Annotated in this window: 12 protein-coding genes; 4 read left to right on the top strand and 8 right to left on the bottom strand. The window is 59.1% G+C overall.

All coding sequences use genetic code 11. From position 1 onward, the window contains the following. Positions 1-9 precede the first annotated feature (9 nt). The 3 genes from infC to VK574_RS08785 all read right to left on the bottom strand — a co-directional run bounded on the left by infC (position 10) and on the right by VK574_RS08785 (position 3,643). Entirely contained in the window at positions 10-675 is a 666-nt protein-coding gene (gene infC, locus VK574_RS08795) for a translation initiation factor IF-3 (RefSeq protein ID WP_472799468.1), read from the bottom strand. Between the two features lie 68 nt (positions 676-743). Then, on the bottom strand, positions 744-2,264 hold the full coding sequence (locus VK574_RS08790) for a MiaB/RimO family radical SAM methylthiotransferase (protein WP_472799467.1): 1,521 nt from the start codon (positions 2,262-2,264) through the stop codon (positions 744-746). A gap of 152 nt (positions 2,265-2,416) precedes the next feature. Continuing rightward, entirely contained in the window at positions 2,417-3,643 is a 1,227-nt protein-coding gene (locus VK574_RS08785) for an MFS transporter (RefSeq protein WP_472799466.1), read from the bottom strand. 587 nt (positions 3,644-4,230) lie between these two features. Between VK574_RS08785 and VK574_RS08780 the strand changes: the two genes are divergently transcribed. Then, positions 4,231-6,663, top strand: a complete 2,433-nt coding sequence (locus tag VK574_RS08780) for an ABC transporter permease (protein WP_472799465.1) — start codon at positions 4,231-4,233, stop codon at positions 6,661-6,663. Between the two features lie 474 nt (positions 6,664-7,137). Here the strand turns inward: VK574_RS08780 and VK574_RS08775 are convergent, their stop codons facing one another. Next, positions 7,138-9,132, bottom strand: a complete 1,995-nt coding sequence (locus VK574_RS08775; protein ID WP_472799464.1) for a 30S ribosomal protein S1 — start codon at positions 9,130-9,132, stop codon at positions 7,138-7,140. A 581-nt stretch (positions 9,133-9,713) separates the two neighbouring features. On the opposite strand from VK574_RS08775, the gene VK574_RS08770 reads away from it, so the two are divergent. Continuing rightward, positions 9,714-10,283 (top strand): HIT family protein, encoded by a 570-nt coding sequence (locus VK574_RS08770; RefSeq protein WP_472799463.1) that lies wholly within the window; start codon positions 9,714-9,716, stop codon positions 10,281-10,283. A 118-nt stretch (positions 10,284-10,401) separates the two neighbouring features. Here the strand turns inward: VK574_RS08770 and VK574_RS08765 are convergent, their stop codons facing one another. Both VK574_RS08765 and VK574_RS08760 read right to left on the bottom strand, forming a co-directional pair. Then, positions 10,402-11,031 carry a hypothetical protein gene (locus VK574_RS08765; protein ID WP_472799462.1) on the bottom strand — a complete coding sequence of 210 codons (630 nt, stop codon included), beginning with the start codon at positions 11,029-11,031 and terminating at the stop codon, positions 10,402-10,404. 193 nt (positions 11,032-11,224) lie between these two features. Then, complete coding sequence (locus VK574_RS08760; RefSeq protein ID WP_472799461.1) at positions 11,225-12,703, bottom strand: DNA recombination protein RmuC; 1,479 nt, start codon at positions 12,701-12,703, stop codon at positions 11,225-11,227. 369 nt (positions 12,704-13,072) lie between these two features. On the opposite strand from VK574_RS08760, the gene acpP reads away from it, so the two are divergent. Then, positions 13,073-13,318: an acyl carrier protein gene (gene acpP / locus VK574_RS08755; protein WP_472799460.1), complete on the top strand. Its 246-nt coding sequence runs from the start codon at positions 13,073-13,075 to the stop codon at positions 13,316-13,318. Between the two features lie 3 nt (positions 13,319-13,321). After that, complete coding sequence (fabF, locus tag VK574_RS08750; protein ID WP_472799459.1) at positions 13,322-14,569, top strand: beta-ketoacyl-ACP synthase II; 1,248 nt, start codon at positions 13,322-13,324, stop codon at positions 14,567-14,569. 173 nt (positions 14,570-14,742) lie between these two features. Here fabF and VK574_RS08745 read toward each other — a convergent pair whose 3' ends face one another. After that, positions 14,743-15,504, bottom strand: a complete 762-nt coding sequence (locus VK574_RS08745) for a Yip1 family protein (RefSeq protein ID WP_472799458.1) — start codon at positions 15,502-15,504, stop codon at positions 14,743-14,745. A 190-nt stretch (positions 15,505-15,694) separates the two neighbouring features. Continuing rightward, entirely contained in the window at positions 15,695-16,654 is a 960-nt protein-coding gene (locus VK574_RS08740) for a DUF5715 family protein (RefSeq protein WP_472799457.1), read from the bottom strand. Positions 16,655-17,372: the final 718 nt, after the last annotated feature.

Here is a 17,372-nt window from a genome sequence, read left to right as displayed (position 1 = left end):
TGCAATTTTTTATTGAGCTGGCGGGGCCGGGGGGCGCGCTTGCTGCGGTTGCTGCGGGGGTGCAGGTGGCTTCGGCTTCTGGCCTTCGGGACGCTTGCTGGGCGCGATGATCGCGTGCAGAATCGTGCCTTCCATGCGCGGCATGAATTCGACCACACCCGAATCGCCTATGTCCTGAATGAGGCGATTGATGATGTTGTATCCCAGATCGCGATGGGCCATCTGGCGGCCGCGGAAACGAAGACTTGCCTTGACCTTGTCGCCGCCTGCAAGGAACTTGACGGCCTGATTCTTCTTGGTCTGGTAGTCATGCTCGTCGACGGTGACGGAGAATTTGACTTCCTTGACGACGATGATCTTCTGCTTCTTCTTGGCGGCGCGATCCGACTTTTCCTTCTCGTAGAGGAAGCGGCCGTAGTCCTGGATGCGGCAGACAGGCGGGATGGCGTTGGGTGAGACTTCGACCAGGTCGAGGCCGCGCTCACGGGCGATTTTGAGCGCTTCGAACGGGGCCAGGATGCCCATTTGTTCGCCGTTTTCGTCGATCACGCGGATTTCGCGGGCGCGAATGCGATCGTTGATGCGGATAAAAGACTTAGCCGAGCGTTTATCGAGTGCGATGGTACATCCTCCAAAGTTGTTGCGTGCCTTTGCCGGAGAGCTTCCGGCGTTCAAACGGGGCGCGCGAACGCACCCTGAGTATAGCACTGGTTTGATGCCAAAGCCGACCGCAGAGCCATGGATTAAAAGGCGGTTTCGAGGGCTGCTTCGGCGGAAACGGGAATCGTATCGAGTTGGGAATCGGAACCGCAAGCGCCAGAGGGGACAGGCATTGCCAGCAGCGTGTTATCGGCATCCAGTCCGGTCACGCGCAGGCGGATGAGTTGATTGGCTGGAAGGTTGATGGCGAGTTCCACCGGCAGGAAGTTCTCAGTAAGAGCGGACGTGCGGTGTGCGGGAGCGAGACCCTTCGCCGTATTGAGGGTAATGGCCTCCAACTCGGAACCGATGAATTGGCTGCGGTGCGCACGGGTCTTTTTGGAGTTGAGAGCGCGAAGAACCGCCATCCGCTCGTTGACGATCGCAACCGGCACTGGCGAAGCGGCGTGAAGCGTCCATGCGCGCGTGCCGGGGCGGGGCGAAAACGGGAAAAGATGCAGGTAACCGAAGGGAAGCGCGCGAATGAAGGCGCAGGTTTCCTCGAATTCACGGTCGGTTTCGCCTGGGAATCCAACCATGACGTCGGCACCGAGCGTGAGCGAGGAGCCGGCCGCACTGAGTAATTCGGAGACCTTGTCTGCATAGTGCCAGGGGCGGTAGCGGCGATACATGCGGCGCAGCACGGAGTCTGATCCCGATTGCAGCGGAAGGTGCGCATGACGCGCGAGGTTCGTGCCTCCATATTCGGCCATGAGGCCGATAAGATCAGCGTCCCAGTCCATCGGCTCGATGGAACTCAAGCGCAATCTTGGCAGGCTGGTCTGTTCGAGGATGGTGCGGACGAGCGCGGCGAATGTGCGGATCGGCGACTGTTCCGGATCGAGATCGCGGCCCCACCGGCCGAGGTTGATTCCCGATAGCACAAGTTCGTTACCGCCGGCAGCGACGAAGCTGCGGACGTGTGCCAGGACCGATTCGGCGGAGAGGCTGCGCGAACGGCCGCGGGTTTGGGGAATGACGCAGAATGAACAGCGGTTCGAGCAGCCTTCCTGAATCTTGAGATTCGGGCGCGTCTGCACACCGGGCGTGATCGGCGCTTCTTCAAGGAAGGAGTGGGCGAAGATGTCGTCGGCCAGGATGAGCGGGTGACTCGATGCGTTGAGCAGCTCGGAGATGGTAACGACCGGCGAAGTATCCTCAAGGGCTGGAGCCCATTCCCTTTGAGCGGCATTTGCCGCAAGACTGAAGTCGTGCCCTGACACGGACGAAAGATGAAGCGCGATTTCGGGGGCAAGAGCTTTGTGGCTGTTTCCGATGACGGCAGAGACGCCGCCGAGGCCGGCTAGTTCTTCAGGAGCGCGCTGGGCGTAGCAGCCGGTGGCAATGATGCGGGCCGTGGGGTTCAGGCGGTGTGTGCGCCGAATGTAGGCGCGGGCTTGGCGATCGGCCTCGGCGGTCACGCTGCAGGTGTTGACGATGACCACATCGGAGAGTGCCTGTGCGCCTTCGGATGCTCCCGAAGTGCGTAGGAGGGCGCCGATCGCTTCGCCGTCGGCGCGGGCAGCGCGGCAGCCGAAGTTCTCGATGTGAAAGGTGGGCGGCACGGTTCTAGTTTAGCGGAGTTAGCGGCCGCTTCGCGGCTGGTTAGCGGCGCTCACGCACCGTTAGCGGAGTTAGCAGGACGATTCCGGGTGAGGCTATTGCTTTCCCACCCATTCGATCCGCTGCGCGGTTCGTATGGATGGGGCACCCAGGTTCAATCGGCGGGTACAAAGCCGGTTCGTGTCTTTCTCTCCGCGAGGATGAGGACGATGGCCAGCGCGGCGATCACGCAGATAAGCGCGAAAAGAAACACGCTGGCATAACCGAAGAGGCCGATCACGGCGCCTGCGATCGGGCCGACCATGAAAAACGAAACGTCGGCGAAGACGGTGTAGACGCCGAGTGCGGTGCCGCGATTCTCGATTGGCACGCGCTCGACGGCTTCGACCCCGAGCGCGGGAAAGACTAGCGAATAGCCAAAGCCGGTCAGAGCCGCACCCAACAGCGCCATCCACGGAGATGTGGAGAGCCAGAGCAGCAGCACGCCGAGCGATTCGACCACAAGACAAACCTTCGCGACGGGAAAACCGCCGAAGGTGCCGATGGTGCGAATAAACAGAAGGCGGGCAACGATGAATGCTACTCCGAATGCGGTGAGGCAGAGCGCCGCACCGTTCCAGTGGCGGCTCACGTAGAAAAGCGTAACGAAGGTGGCGAGGGCGCTGTAGCCGACTCCGCCGAGCGCAAGGCCCATGCCGTGCGGAGTGACGCGGCCGAGAACGTGGCGGAAGGGAAGATGTTCGCCGGGAGTGACGGGGACCGGCGGCTTAAGCGCTGCCCACGCGTATGCGAGTGCGCAGACGATGATGGTGAGAATCGCGACGGAGGTGAGGCCCCAGTGCGTTTCCATGACGACGCCGAGCGGCGCGCCGAGGGCCAGGGCTCCGTAGGTGCTGACTCCGTTGTAGGAGATGACTTTGGCGGTGTGCTCGGGACCTGCGCTGGAGATTCCCCACAACGTTGCGCCCGTCGAGCCGAGGCTTTCGCCGATACCGAGCACGAGACGACTGGCGATGAGGCTGGTGAGACTGAGCCATGCAGGATTACGGTGGAGAGCCGCCGCTCCGAGCATCAGGAAACCGCTGAGGGTGCATGCGCCCATGCCCCACAGAACGGAGATTTTTGCTCCTCTGCGATCGGAGATGCGTCCGGCCCAGGGACGGCTGAGAAACGTCGCGATGTACTGAATGCTGATGACGAGACCCGCCAACGAGGCGTGATAACCCATCCGCATGTGGACGTACTCGGGCAGGATGGCCAGCGGAAGTCCAATGGCGAGATAAACGACGAAACTGAGCGACGTGAAACTGATGATCTGCCAGGCACTCGCGTTCGAAGACACGGAGGGCGGGGCGGTTTTGCGGCTAATCATTGTTGCCATGATTTACGGGAGGGTAAGAATGAATGTTGCTCCCTCAGTATAGAGGAGGAGCTGCCCGATGCATCACGGTGCGCGCTCGATCCATGTTACCGGCGTTCGATCGGCAACCGTTGGGTTGCGGAAGGTACCCTATTATCCCCCCTCTTCAGGCAAGCATTTTGTTTTCTGAGGGTTATGGCGAAGGGTCGCCGCAAAGGTTTCTTGCTATTGGATTTAGCTGTAGAGGTTCCTAAATACAGGGGTTAACCGGTTTGACCGTGCACCAGCGTTCGTGGCCATGAGCAAACAGATCCGTTGTCTGTATCATCCGTGTGAAATTTCTCAGCCGCCGCTGAACAAATTCACGGCTCCATCACCCTGAGCTCTTCTAATTCCATTATGAAGAAATCGGTGAAATAACCTGCAAAGTTGGCAGAGAAAATTTTGTGGCGCTAATCAGCTCATTTGCGCCAGGTTAGGCAGGAACCGGACCGCGTCGGATGGAGTTCGGCTCTTGACAGCGCGGATGATCTCCGCGGGAGATGAGTTGTGGGAACCCTGGGGCAGAATGCAGCCGGGGTAGGATCGAAGGCAGGCGGGCGATACAGATGGTGGATGCTGCGCGAAGGCTTTGGGACGATTTGCGCTTCGGAGCGAGGCAGTTTCGGAGGGCGCCGGGGTATGCGGTCTTCACGGTCCTGGTGCTTGCGTTAGGGATCGGTACAGTCACCGCGATGTTCACTATCAGCTACGGCGTACTGCTGAGGCCGCTTCCCTTCGCGGCGGACCGGCAGCTTTTTGGGCCTCTCGAACAGACTGCCCAAAGCGACGATCATTTGACCGCCGCGTATCCGGAGATCCGGCAATGGCAGCAGGCGAGTGCAGATTCGGCTGACATCGGGTTTAGCGGCGGCGGTTTGAATATTGTGGATACGCCAACCGGCGCGGTGCTGGTTTCAGAGATCACGGCCAGCGAAAACCTGTTTTCGCTGCTGGGCGTTTCTCCCATGCTGGGACGCGGATTTTTGCCCGCCGAACAGGGGACAGATCATCCGGATGTCGTGGTGCTGAGCTACGCAATGTGGCAGCACAGTTTTGCGGGCGATCGCGGCGTGCTGGGAAAGACCGTGCATATCGGGGGTGTGGGGTACACGGTGGTGGGGGTCATGCCTCGGGAGTTTAAATATCCCGTCTACGACGATGGTCCCGCGGTGTGGGTCCCGTTGGAGCGCGGTGCAATGACACCATCGGTGAAGGATCCATATGGTGCGGCATTTGAGCCGATTGTGCGCGTGCATGGAGGCGTGCCGGTCGACAGGGTCGAGGCGCAGATCGCCCACGCGCACGCTCAGTTTGTCGGACGCGGCAAGCAAAGCCGCGTGCACCTGGTGCGCAAGCACGATCTGATGGTGCATGATGTGCAGCCAGCGCTGTTTGCGCTGGAGATCGCGGTCGGGTTGGTGTGGCTGATTGCGTGCTCCAACGTGGCCGGCCTGCTGCTGGCGCGGGTGACGGCGCGACGGACAGAGATTGCCGTGCGGTCGGCGCTGGGCGCGGGACGGCGGCGGATTGTTGCGCAGTTTATGACGGAGAGCCTGCTGCTGAGTGCGGCGGGAGCGATGGGAGGACTGGCGCTGGCGGCGGCAATGCTGCGGACATTCCGGAACATGCTGGGGAAGACGCTGCCACTTGCGCAGAACATTCACCTGAATTGGGTAGTGTTTTTGAGCCTGCTGGTTCTCACTCTTTTGACGGCGCTGGCATTCGGGATGTTTCCGGCGCTGCTGGCGGCGTGGACGGGGACGCAAGCGGGATTTGGCAGAAAGCAGGCGGGCGATCGCGGACAGAATCGCGCACGCGCGGTTCTGCTGGTGGGCGAGGTTGCGTTGTCGATTGCGCTGCTGACCGCCGCCGGATTGATGATGCGGACGATGTATGCGCTGCGGCATGTGCCGCTCGGGTTCCGCACGGAACACCTTCTGCTGACAAGTTTGACCGCGTCGTCGAGCGAATATACGGGCCGGAATATCGGCACGTTGGCGTGGCAGCCTGTGCTGGATGCAGTGCGGCAGATGCCGGGAGTGGAGAGTGCGGCGATGTCAACGGTGATGCCACTCGAGCATCCGGTGGAGTTGGAGACGATTGTGTACAAGACCGACTGGATGCAGGCCGACGACAGCGCCGTGGTGCGCGCGGCTTCGCCAGGGCTGATGGAGGTGCTGGGTGTGCGCATGCGGAGCGGGAGATTTTTGGATGCGAATGACACAACGTCGAGCTTGCCGGTGGTGGTGGTGAATCGGACTTTTGTGAATCGCTATCTTGGTGGAGGCGAAGCGCTCGGTAAGCCGATACGGGTTGGGCGCACTCCGTGGGCCGCGACGATTGTGGGCGTGATCGACGATGTCCACCAGGATGATGTGGCGGCTGCGAGCCAGCCGGAGTTCTACATCTGCATGGCTCAGGTGACACCGGATAATCCGCTATATCGGGCGCTGCTGGGGAGAATTATGCAGCTCGCGGTGCGGACGGAGATTGCGCCGGGAGCGATGATTCCCGAGGTGCGGCGGAAGATTGCGGAGGCGAATTCGCGGCTGGCGATTGGGGACTTCACCACCATGCAGGCGGCTGTGGAGGATTCGCTGGGAACGCAACGGCTTGCAGCGGAAGTGGTGGGCACGTTTGGAGGACTGGCGCTGCTGATCACCGTGGTTGGGCTCTACGGCTTGTTAAGTTACCTGGTGGAGCAGCGGACGCGGGAGATCGGTATACGGATGGCGCTGGGTGCGGATCGCAGTGCCGTGGTTGGCATGGTGATGCGGCAGACGCTGATGCTGATGGGTGCGGGTGTGGCGATGGGCCTGGGGCTGGCGTTGTGGAGCAATCGGCTGCTGCATGGGTTTCTGTATGGCGTGAGCGCTACGGATCCGTGGACGATGGGATTGGCGCCGCTGGGGCTGGTGATTTGCGGATTGCTGGCGGCAGTGGTTCCGGCGCGGAGGGCGGCGGGGGTGAATCCGGTGGAGGCGCTTCGGGCGGAGTAGCGGGCTAGATGAGTTAGTGCTCTTCGGGCGCTATCTATGCTCTTTGCGCAATCGTTCTTTAGGAGCGGCTGGTTGGGGTTCGGGTTTCCCACCCAAGCCGCAAAAGATGCGGCTTGGATGGGGCACCCGGCAGTGGCTCCGGCGCGGAGGGCAGCGGGGGTGAATCCGGTGGAGGCGCTGCGGGCGGAGTGATGGAGATTTCGCTTCAGGGTCTTAAGGAGGAACTTGTTTTCCCACCCTTGACTTCGTCAAGGATGGGGCACCCGAACGGTAGTAGGCCGGTGACGTTCGAGGTCTCTCAGGTTCCAGAAGGGGACCCGTTGCAATCAGTAAAAGCAACTGCAGGTTCCTCGACTGCGGTCGCTGCGGCGACCTCCGCTCGGAATGACGGGCCTAATTAGGTGATATATCGATTCGCGCCAATGCAAAACGGCCACCCTTGCGGGTGGCCGTTAACGTTGATGGGCTTTCGAGCTATTTAGACTCGCTCTTGCGCCAGTTGATGAGATCGCCGAGGGTGGTGGTACCGCTGGAGACGGGCTGTCTGTGGCTGCCGCCGCGAGCTTCCGCCTTATAGTCCTGAACTTCGGAGCGACTGGCTTCATGGCCGGATATCGCTCGCAGGCTGAGGCCCACCTTTTTCTCTTCGACGTTGATCTTGATGATCTTGAAGTCGTGCTCCTGACCGGCTTCGAGCTTGCTGGGTTCGCCGGGCACTTCGCTGGCTTCAGAGATGTGGCAGAGGCCTTCAACGCCCTCGGAGATCTCAACGAAAGCTCCGAACTGCGCGGTGCGAAGCACCTTGCCGTGAACCACATCGCCAACGCGATGGGTAGCGAAGAAACTCTCCCACACGTCGGGTTGAAGCTGCTTGATGCCGAGGCTCAGGCGGCGATTCTGCGGCTCGACGCCGAGAACAACTGCCTTGACCTTTTCGCCCTTCTTCACGATTTCAGAAGGATGTTTCACGCGCTTTGTCCAGCTCAGGTTGGAGACGTGGACGAGGCCGTCGATGCCATCCTCGATTTCGATGAAGGCGCCGAAGTCGGTAAGGTTGCGAACGCGACCCTCGACAACGGTTCCGGCGGGATAACGCTCAGTGAGGTTCTCCCACGGGTTCTCCATCAGCTGCTTCATGCCGAGCGAGATGCGGCGATCGGCGGGGTTGACGCTGAGGACAACCGTGTCGACCTCATCGCCGGGCTTGACCAGCTTGGAGGGGTGCTTGAGTCGCTTGGACCAGGTCATCTCAGAGAGGTGAACCAGGCCTTCGATTCCCTGCTCGAGCTCAACGAACGCACCGTAATCCGTCACCGAAAGAACGCGGCCGTGGACGTGTGCGCCAACGGGGTAGCGTTCAGAGGCATCGAGCCACGGGTCAGGCGTGAGCTGCTTGAATCCGAGAGAGACGCGCTGCTTGTCTTTGTCGAACTTGAGCACCTTGACCTGGATCTCATCGCCGACGTTAACCAGATCGCGGGGATGGGTGAGGCGTCCCCAGCTCATGTCGGTGATGTGGAGGAGGCCGTCGATGCCACCGAGGTCGACAAACGCGCCGTAGTCGGTGAGGTTCTTGACGGTGCCGGTAAGGACCGCGCCCTCGCCGAGATGCTCGAGAGTGGTGGAACGCTTGGCGTTCTGCTCTTCTTCGAGGATTTCCTTGCGGGAGACGACCACGTTGCCGCGCTTCTTGTTGAGCTTGATGACGCGGACTTCAATCTGCTGGCCGAGATAGCCGTCGAGGTTGCGGACGGGACGAATCTCAAGCTGCGAGCCGGGCAGGAAAGCCTTCAAACCGATATCAACGGTAAGACCACCCTTGACGCGGCTGACAACAGTGCCCATCATCGGGGTCTTGTCGTTGGCATGCTTCTCAATGGTGTCCCACACGCGGAGGCGCTGGGCCTTCTCGTAGCTGACGAGATAGCCGCCCTCGGGCTCTTCGCGTTCGATAACCACGTCAATGACTTCGCCGGGCTGGAATCTTACCGCGCCGGTGTGGTCGAGAACCTGTTCGATGGGCACAAGGCCCTCGGACTTGAGACCTACGTCGACAACCAGATGCTTTTCAGTCTGCTTGAGTACGGTGCCGGGGACGACTTTGTCGCCATAGGCTTCGACGGCAGCAGCTTCAGCGGCTTGCTCGCGCTCAAAGGCTTCGAGGGCAGCTGAAAAATCATCAGCAGCAGAATCGGCGCTGTGTTCGTGGGGCGCGGACGCAACGTGAGCTACGGGTTCTTGAAGTTCCGTGTGCTCCTGTTGTGTGGGAACGGCCTGGGCTACAGGCTCGGTTGGGGCATCGGCGTCCAGCGCGTGCGATTCGACAGCAGTTTGTGCTTCGGCAGTCTCTGGGTTGGACGTGGATTCGGACGAGGGAGCATCAAGCTCGGTCGCAGGCTCTAGGGTGGGTGTTTCGAGTTCGGTGTTCAGGGTTATGCTCTCGGGTTCGGGATTGAGGACGTTTGGCATGCAGCAGCTCCGATTCATTCTGCCCGGCAACGGTCGACTGTCGACGGTTGGCATGTGCTCGCCGCGGTGGCGAGGCAATGCCGGTGGCCGAAACCTCGGCAACCGAGAGCCCTTTCCGTGGAGTTTCTAGAGAGACGGGGCTTCAGCCAGAGAGCTGGCGGTAAAGCGACTCGTCTCCTTCAGGAAACACCAGGCAGGCAACGGCTGGCGGAGGGCGGCCGCAGCTAACTGCTGGAATCCGCGCAGGAAGCTACGCTTTCAAGTGTAGCAATGGTCTGTTTTCCCCGTCAATCCAATGCTTTGGCTGGTGTGAACAGGGGATGACAAAGTGCTGCAGGGCCGGTGCAGTTTGGCGGAGATTCGGTTGAGCTTAGCGTTGAAGTGTGACGTCGAATACAGGTGTGTAGTTCCTGTATTGGTCAAGAATTTGCGAGCCCCTCATTGAAGTTAAACTCAAGTCTGGTCAACGCGGCATGGCTGATCTGGAGTTGTTCCTGTTGATCCAGACGACGATGAACAGGGCACTATACTGAGGTGCGACGGAGACGGCAGGCAGAAAGGATTCGCTGCAAAGCCTGATTATGGATCAGCTCTGGAGTCCATGGCGATTTGCGTATGTGACGACGGCGGATGGGGCGCCTCGGCCCGGTGTGCCCGCACGTCTGAATGCATGGCCGGGGGACCTGAATTGCGTTTTCTGCAACCTGATCGCCAGCATCGATTTTGCAATTGAACACGGCATGGATCCGGACGAGGCAGAAGAAGCTGGAGGGCTGGTCAAGCGAGGCAAATCCTGTTTCATCTGCCTCAATGCGTACCCGTACACCTCGGGGCATGTGATGGTGATGCCTTACGCGCACCTCGACCGCATCGCCAAACTTGACGCCGATGCCGCGCACGAACTGATGGACCTGGCGCAATTGACTGAGCGTGCGCTGGAGCAGCTTTACCGCCCTCATGGATTCAATTTCGGATTGAACCTGGGCCAGGCGGCGGGTGCGGGGGTTGCGGGACATCTGCACATGCACGCGATGCCGCGGTGGATTGGCGATACCAACTTCATGACGACGGTGGCGGAGACGCGGGTGCTGCCGGAAGATCTGGGCACAACCTGGAAGCGGCTGCGAGGGACGTTTACAGAGTTGGAATAACCCTTGCTGTGCTCGGCACGCGTGAGCGGGGTTTGCTGCGCGGCGCCATTCAAGAGATGCGCAACCAGACAGTTGCATTCTCTCGATTGTTCACTCTCGATGGGCGAAGCGAAGATCGTTATTTCTGGCGATTCCTCAAGGTGGTGAGGGAGGCCGCAAACTCCTGCCATTCGTCCTTGACGGCCGGGGCGGGCTTCGCCGCTGGCAATTCCGCCGGAACCGGCTTGCTGCTCAGCTGAGTGACGGTGGGGGGGATCTCAACGGCAAACTTAGTCACCGCAGGTGTCGTGCTCTCCTGAACAGTGTCTCGAGAATTAGTTTGATTCATCCTCTCCTCGATTGATTTCAGAAGATTCTGGATGGTCTTGTCGGTTGATTCAGGAACTGGGACCTGGTGCTGTACTTTCTCGGGAGGCTTCTCTTCTGTCGGCGCATTATTTTCCGGAGCGTAAGCGAAGACTCTTCCGCCGGCAGAGCCGCGCGTTCGTTCCGATGTCAGTTGCTCAACTTGCTCTCGCAGACGAGGGAGTTCTTCTGCGCGAGCCCGGAGATCGGCGAGCTCCAGCATCCTGTCGTCGAGCTCTTCGCGCACGGAGAATTCGCGTGCGTCGGCGGAGATGCGCGCCTTATCCAGCGCATCTTCGATCTGCGACCTGACGTTGGAACGGCCCCAAAGATAACCGCAAATCAAACAGACAAGGCCAGTTCCAAGCGCGACCGCACCGACGAGTATGACCGTACTTCCCATGTATTCCGGTGTCCTAATCTTAATTTAAGCGGAACCAGGGTGTCATCGCGGTGAGGTAACCCCGACGTTCCGGGACGAAAGTAACAGGAAAATCCTGCCATCTGGGACTAGCCCGAGGAATCTGCCATTGCCGGCGATATCAGGGGCCTAAGGGAGCGTCTTGATGCTGATATTCCTCAAGAAATTTGCCTCGTCATTCGTTTCCTGAGATTATCCCGCTGTCGATCTCTTCGCCTTCAGCCGCAAGGGCCAACTCCTCCTGGTCTACAGCCGCGCGATCAAGAATCTTCCTCGGAATTGATTTGTTGGTAGGAATACCGAGTTGCTTGAGCTTTTCGACCTGGCCTACAAGGTTGCCGGGGCCCTCTACCAGTTTCTTCCATGCCAGTGAATAATTCTGGTCGGCCTTACGGATGCCATCGCCGATCATCTCCATATCGGTGACGAATCCCACGAATTTCTCGTAGAGCTTTGTGCCGCGATCCATAACCTTTTGCACATTGCGGGCCTGGCGTTCCTGCTGCCACAGGACGTTCACGATGCGAATGACATAAAGCAATGTCGTGGGCCCGACGAGAAGAATTCCATGTTTGTAGGCATCGGCCCACAGCTCGCCATCTCCTTGCAGAGCCAAAAGGAATGCCGGTTCGATGGGAACAAACATCACAATGAAATCGGGAACCTCGATACCGGGAAGATTGTGATAGCCGGCTTTCGCGAGTCCTGAGATGTGGGCGCGCATGCTGGCCATGTGCAATTTAAGCGCTGCCTTGCGAGCTTCTTCGTCGGTGGCGTTTACGCAGTCGGTATAGGCGGTGAGGGAAACTTTCGAGTCGATCACGAGGTTGCGCCCGCCCGGCAGGAAGACGATCACGTCGGTGCGGACGGAACGCGCACGCTCGCCGTTTTCACCTTCAACTGCGAAGGACTGTTGAAATACGTACTGCTCGCCCTCGCGAAGACCGGCCTTGTCGAGCAGGTCGCGGAGAATAAATTCGCCCCAGTCGCCTTGAGCTTTTGAGGATCCACGCAGGGCTGTAGTCAGACTGCGGGCTTCTTCAGTCAAGGCCTGATTCAAATTTCCCAGTGAGCCAATGAGAGTCTCGAGTCTGGTAACACCGGTTTTCGAGTCCGACTGAGCTTCTTCCACTTTTTTGCGGAAGTCTTCAATTTGTTGGCGAAGAGGGTTGAGAAGAGTGCCGATTTCCTTCTGGCTGCCGTCGGAGAACGATTTTGATTTTTGATCGAGAATATCGGTTGCCAACACCTGAAACTGATCGGCGAGGGCCTTCTTCGCATTTTCGAGAAGCTCCACTTTCTCCCCGAGGCTCTTGCGCTCATTGTGAAGGTCGGCTTCGAGTTGGCTGATGCGGGCATTCAATGAAGATGCTTGCGTGGATTTTGATTCGAGTTCAGAGCGGAGGGCAGCAACTTCAGCGTTTGCATGCGCGATCGCGGCTGCACGCTCCGCTGCCAACGATTCGAAGCCCGCCCGGGCTGCGGATTCCGCATGGGCTTGCGTCAACTGCTTCTGCAATGCTGCAAGCGCATCGAGAGATTCCCGATTGCGCTCCTCCAAAAGGGCCCACTCGCGTTTAGTCGAGACCGTGCGGATCCAAAAGCCCAGCAAGATTCCTGCGACAACGGCTAGAACGGCGGTAAGAGCTTGCATGGAAGCCTCCGAGAATCTCTTCGCCTAATGTACGCCTTTTCGATGTGCAATTCCGGGTCGAAATCCGGGCTTTTTGCGCGGGGGTTGCGGAGGAGTTAAGGCACGCTCAAGCAAGCGCAGATGATTGACTTATTTCCACTCTGCGTTGGCTTTACACACCGGGAGGCGCCCGGTAGACTTGGAGTTTCGGGGCCGGGCGATCTTTTGTTGGCGCGGCGGGACTACCCCTGCGACGTGAACCTGTCGCCGGGGACCCCGGAGTTGTGTTGGTGTGCCGTATGCCTTTATTGTAGGCAGGCGGAATGCAAGCGATTGAATTCCCGGATCGAAACCGGATTTTTGGGCAAACAGAATCGAGGAGAATCAGGCATGGCGGTAGAAGAAAAGGTAAAACAGATCATCGTCGAGCAGTTGCAGGTGGACGAAGCCGAAGTGACCCCCGGCGCAAGCTTTCAGGAAGACCTGGGAGCCGATTCGCTGGACGTGGTGGAGCTTGTAATGCAATTTGAAGAGGCGTTTGATCTGGAGATTCCCGACGAGGACGCTGAGAAGATCAAGACTGTCAAGGACGCGATTGATTACATCGAAAAGAACGAGAAATCGAAAGGCAAGTAGCCGGTGAACCGAAGAGTCGTGATCACCGGCCTCGGGCTGGTGTGCGGTGTGGGCAACACCGCACCGGAGGTGTGGGAGAAACTGGTAACGGGCGCCAGCGGTATGGCCCCGATCGCGGGATTCGACACATCCGGCTTCCCTGTCACGTTTGCCGCCGAGGTCAAGAATTTTGACCCGCTCAATTTCGTTGAAAAGAAAGAAGCGCGCAAGATGGGGCGCTTCATCCATTTTGCCTTTGCTGCCACGCAAGAGGCTCTCGAACAGTCTGGCCTGAAGATCACCGATGAAAACGCGGATCGCGTTGGCGTATTTATCGGCTCGGGCATCGGCGGGTTCGAGATCATCGAGCGTGAGCATGCAAATCTGCTTGCAGGCGGCCCGCGCAAGATATCGCCTTTCTTCATTCCGGCAGCGATTGTGAATATGGCGGCGGGGCAATTGAGCATTCGCTATGGCGCCCGAGGGCCGATTTCCGCTACAGCGACGGCATGCGCGACGTCAGCCAACTCCATTGGCGATTCGGTGCGCATGATTCTGCACGGCGATGCGGATGCGATGATTGCCGGCGGATCGGAAGCGGCTGTAACGCCGCTGTCGGTAGGCGGATTTGCTTCCATGCGCGCGCTTTCCACACGCAATGAGGAGCCGACGAAGGCCAGCCGTCCCTTCGACAAGGATCGCGATGGATTTGTGATCGGCGAAGGCGCCGGGATCCTGATTCTGGAAGAGCTCGAGTTTGCGAAGAATCGCGGCGCGAAGATTCTGGGTGAAGTCATCGGCTACGGCATGAGTGCGGACGCATATCACATGACGGGCATCGCTCCCGACGGTGCGGGTGCACAACGCAGCATGCGTGCGGCACTGAAAGACGCAGGGATCAAACCGGAAGACGTGGGCTACGTGAATGCGCATGCGACCTCGACGCCCGCGGGTGATGGAAACGAGTCGCGCGCCATCGAGCTGGTGTTCGGCGAACATGCGCTGAGTCACAAGCTCAAGATCAGCGGAACAAAGTCGATGACCGGACATCTGCTCGGCGGTGCGGGGGGACTCGAAGCGGGCATCACCGTGCTCGCGCTAATGAAGCAGGAGCTTCCGCCCACAATCAACCTGGATAATCCCGATCCCGAGTGCCGGCTTGACTATGTGGCAAACAAAGCCATCAAGCACAGCTTCGACGTGGCGCTGTCGAACTCCTTCGGCTTCGGCGGAATCAATGCGACGCTGATTATGCGGAGATGGACGGAGTAAGGCGGGGATCTGCTATCAGTTGAGAAAGCTTAAACCATCCCTCAGCGGCTAAAGCCATCCTCAGTTGCGGGACTTGTGGCACGGATAAATCTGTGCCCTTTCAAAGCTAAGGGTTCTTCATCAAACCTGAATGGCGCATATCTTGCGATATGCGCCATTGGCATTGCCTGGAATTAACCGAATGCAGCGGCAATTCCCGCGCCGACTATCACAAGGAGCGCCCACCATCCGAAGGATGCGATATAGCCCGAACTGCGCTTGGTTCCTGCTACGATCGCCGTTCCGATCCCCACCAGAACCAACGACCAAATGGTGATGACATCGAGCGAGGTCGCAAGACTATAGAGACCCGCATTGGTATCGATCGGATTCAAGAATGCACCCAGGTTGGTTGGTGCAAAATTCTTGATGTTGAACGAATCCGGTGCAGTGCCCGCGAGGAGTACCGCAATGCCGAGGATCGTTTTTATGCACGAGGGGAGCATCGCATACATCCAAACGGTGAAAATGCTCCCGAACTTGGCCTTGCCGCCGAAGCCGAAGTTGATCGTTCCCAGGAGAACCACCGAGATAACCGCTCCCATGATCAGCAGAACGATTGGTCCTCCCAGAAAAATGCCTTGCGTGATCGCAGTGGAGATCTTCATCCGTTGCTCGCGCTGCTCGGGCGTCAACTGCGCCATCTGATCTTCAGCTTTTGGGCTGAGCTTGATCTGGTTCTCACTTACTTGCCGCATGCCGACTTTGGCGTTCACAACGCCGTAGAAGGCAAAGCCGAGTACGACGTAAATGACAAACGGCAGCCACCAGCTTTTGTGGCCTAGTTTAATGTCGGTGAAAGTCTTGGACGGCGCCGTAAAAGTATCAACAAAGCGCTCCATTTGCGTGAGACCCGGAGTAACTTCACCCGTTGGTTGGACTACCTGATCAGTCATGATTTGCCTCTCGAAAAGATCATTGAGAATCCCTGTATGGCGGCGAAGTCTTCGGCGAGGAGACTTCAGAGTCCTGCGCAAAGACAGCACCGAGTCGAGCGCACGGAGGATTTGCGCTCGCACGCGATTGTAGCGCGTCCGGTGCAATTTCGGAATGAATTTAGAGGACGGTTCTGCGCAGGTGCAGGAATTATCGATTGTCTGGACTGGTGCTGGCCGGGGAAGGCGTGTCCTGCGAATCCATTCCGGGGGGCGCCGCCGCGCCAACGGCCTCGGGAGACCGGCTTGACTGCGATCCGGAACCGTGGTTCCTGTACACAGTAATGTGGAAGCAGCGCTGGTGGAATTCTTCTTCCACATCGATGATGCCGGCGTTCTGGTAGGCAAGCAACTGGCGGCGCATCCAATCGAGTTCATGGCGCGAGAGGCCGGACTTGGCAATGTCGATGGTGGCGCCGGTGAGATGCGGACTGACGATGTCGCCTTCAGCGTCGGCTGCATTGCCATTGATGCGCATCAGGCGCATCTGATACTCAACGGTGCGAACGGCGGAACTGACCATGAGCGGCGTATGGAATTGGGCACGGTGCGCACGCGCAAGGTCGGTGAGAAAGTCGGCGGTCCAGGGTCGGCAGTAGCGGCGGTTGTCAGGCAAAGCAGGATTGACAGCGAGAGCGGATGACTCGGGGACGCGCACCAGCAATCCGCGAGTGATGCGATCCTGCAGGTCTGTGTCATTTTCAATGCGCTCGAGGTTTTCGTCCTCAGAGCGCTCGTTCTGACGGACGAGGGAGTCGTGGGTGCCGCGAAGCGAATAACTTGAAACGCGACCCGAGAAGAGCGGTGGGCGTGTGAGTTCGGCCACCTGGCCTGAAGCGCTCGATATGAGAGCGCGGGATTCGCGTGGCGCGGCAAGCGGGTTTCCTGCCGAGGCCATGACCGAAGGGTCGGTGCCGGGAGCCGGCAGCGTGTCAGTTTCGTCGGGGGCTGTGCTTACTTGCCCTGAAGGTTCCGTTGTGCGAGGCGTTGAGTCCTGGTGGGGAACTGAATTGTCAATGCGGCGGGGATTGGCAGCAGACACTTCAGCTGAATCGATGGCCGTAGCCGCGGAGTCGTTCGGTTCTTCGGATACACGTCTTGAAGTGGACACGGGATCTGCTGCCCGCGGAACCAGGTGCGCTTTGCTGCGATAGCTGTGGTAGCGCGCGCGCCTCAGGGTCGCCGGACGTCCGGCGGAACTGCGTGTGCGATGCATCGAACCGGAGGGGCGGGCATGTCGGCTGCTCGTGGTGCGCTGAGCATGAGTCCCCGCTGATTTGTGAACCTGGCGTCGAGTGTCGGTTGGAGCAGGCTGGAGCGAGCGACGGGAGCGGTGCGGCGTCGATTTACTGATAGTTGCATGTGCACGCGGCCGCGTCGGCACGATGCGCGCCGCGCTGGCAGAGATTGCAACGAACATAACCAGCAAAATAGCTAAAAATCCGGTGCGCACCATGAGGGGTACGCGGAGAAACCTGAGCACCACTAGTGTAAGACGCAGCAGCTTCGATTTGGAGTACTGATAGTGGTTCGTATTTGTCTGATAAGTCGCATTTTGCGCCGGCCTCCCCGGGAGCGGTTGCCATCGCGCGTTTGACGTATAAAGCATGTGCCTCATTTGGCGTAGTTTAATCTCTTGAGATCGCCGGATAATCGACTTGGAAAACCCTCGTCGAGTAATGATGTGATGCTGAGGAGAAACGAGGCGTTGGCATCAACGCTTGTAGCAGAGGTGAAACCAAAACTCAGACGCAAGATCTCCACCCCACACTACGAAGACCTCTTCGTGGAGCCCGGACCTGAGGGGGCAACCAGATAGAGGCGGAAAA

Source organism: Occallatibacter sp., assembly GCF_035317045.1.
Classification (GTDB): Bacteria; Acidobacteriota; Terriglobia; order Terriglobales; family Acidobacteriaceae; genus Telmatobacter.
This window is presented reverse-complemented; position numbering and strand designations above follow the sequence as displayed.

Excerpts from the sequence above, each read along its gene's own strand:
- VK574_RS08770 (WP_472799463.1), top strand. The coding sequence starts at position 9,714 with ATGGATCAGCTCTGGAGTCCATGGCGATTTGCGTATGTGACGACGGCG.
- VK574_RS08765 (WP_472799462.1), bottom strand. The coding sequence starts at position 11,031 with ATGGGAAGTACGGTCATACTCGTCGGTGCGGTCGCGCTTGGAACTGGC.
- VK574_RS08785 (WP_472799466.1), bottom strand. The coding sequence starts at position 3,643 with ATGGCAACAATGATTAGCCGCAAAACCGCCCCGCCCTCCGTGTCTTCG.
- VK574_RS08775 (WP_472799464.1), bottom strand. The coding sequence starts at position 9,132 with ATGCCAAACGTCCTCAATCCCGAACCCGAGAGCATAACCCTGAACACC.
- VK574_RS08780 (WP_472799465.1), top strand. The coding sequence starts at position 4,231 with ATGGTGGATGCTGCGCGAAGGCTTTGGGACGATTTGCGCTTCGGAGCG.
- acpP (WP_472799460.1), top strand. The coding sequence starts at position 13,073 with ATGGCGGTAGAAGAAAAGGTAAAACAGATCATCGTCGAGCAGTTGCAG.
- VK574_RS08745 (WP_472799458.1), bottom strand. The coding sequence starts at position 15,504 with ATGACTGATCAGGTAGTCCAACCAACGGGTGAAGTTACTCCGGGTCTC.
- VK574_RS08760 (WP_472799461.1), bottom strand. The coding sequence starts at position 12,703 with ATGCAAGCTCTTACCGCCGTTCTAGCCGTTGTCGCAGGAATCTTGCTG.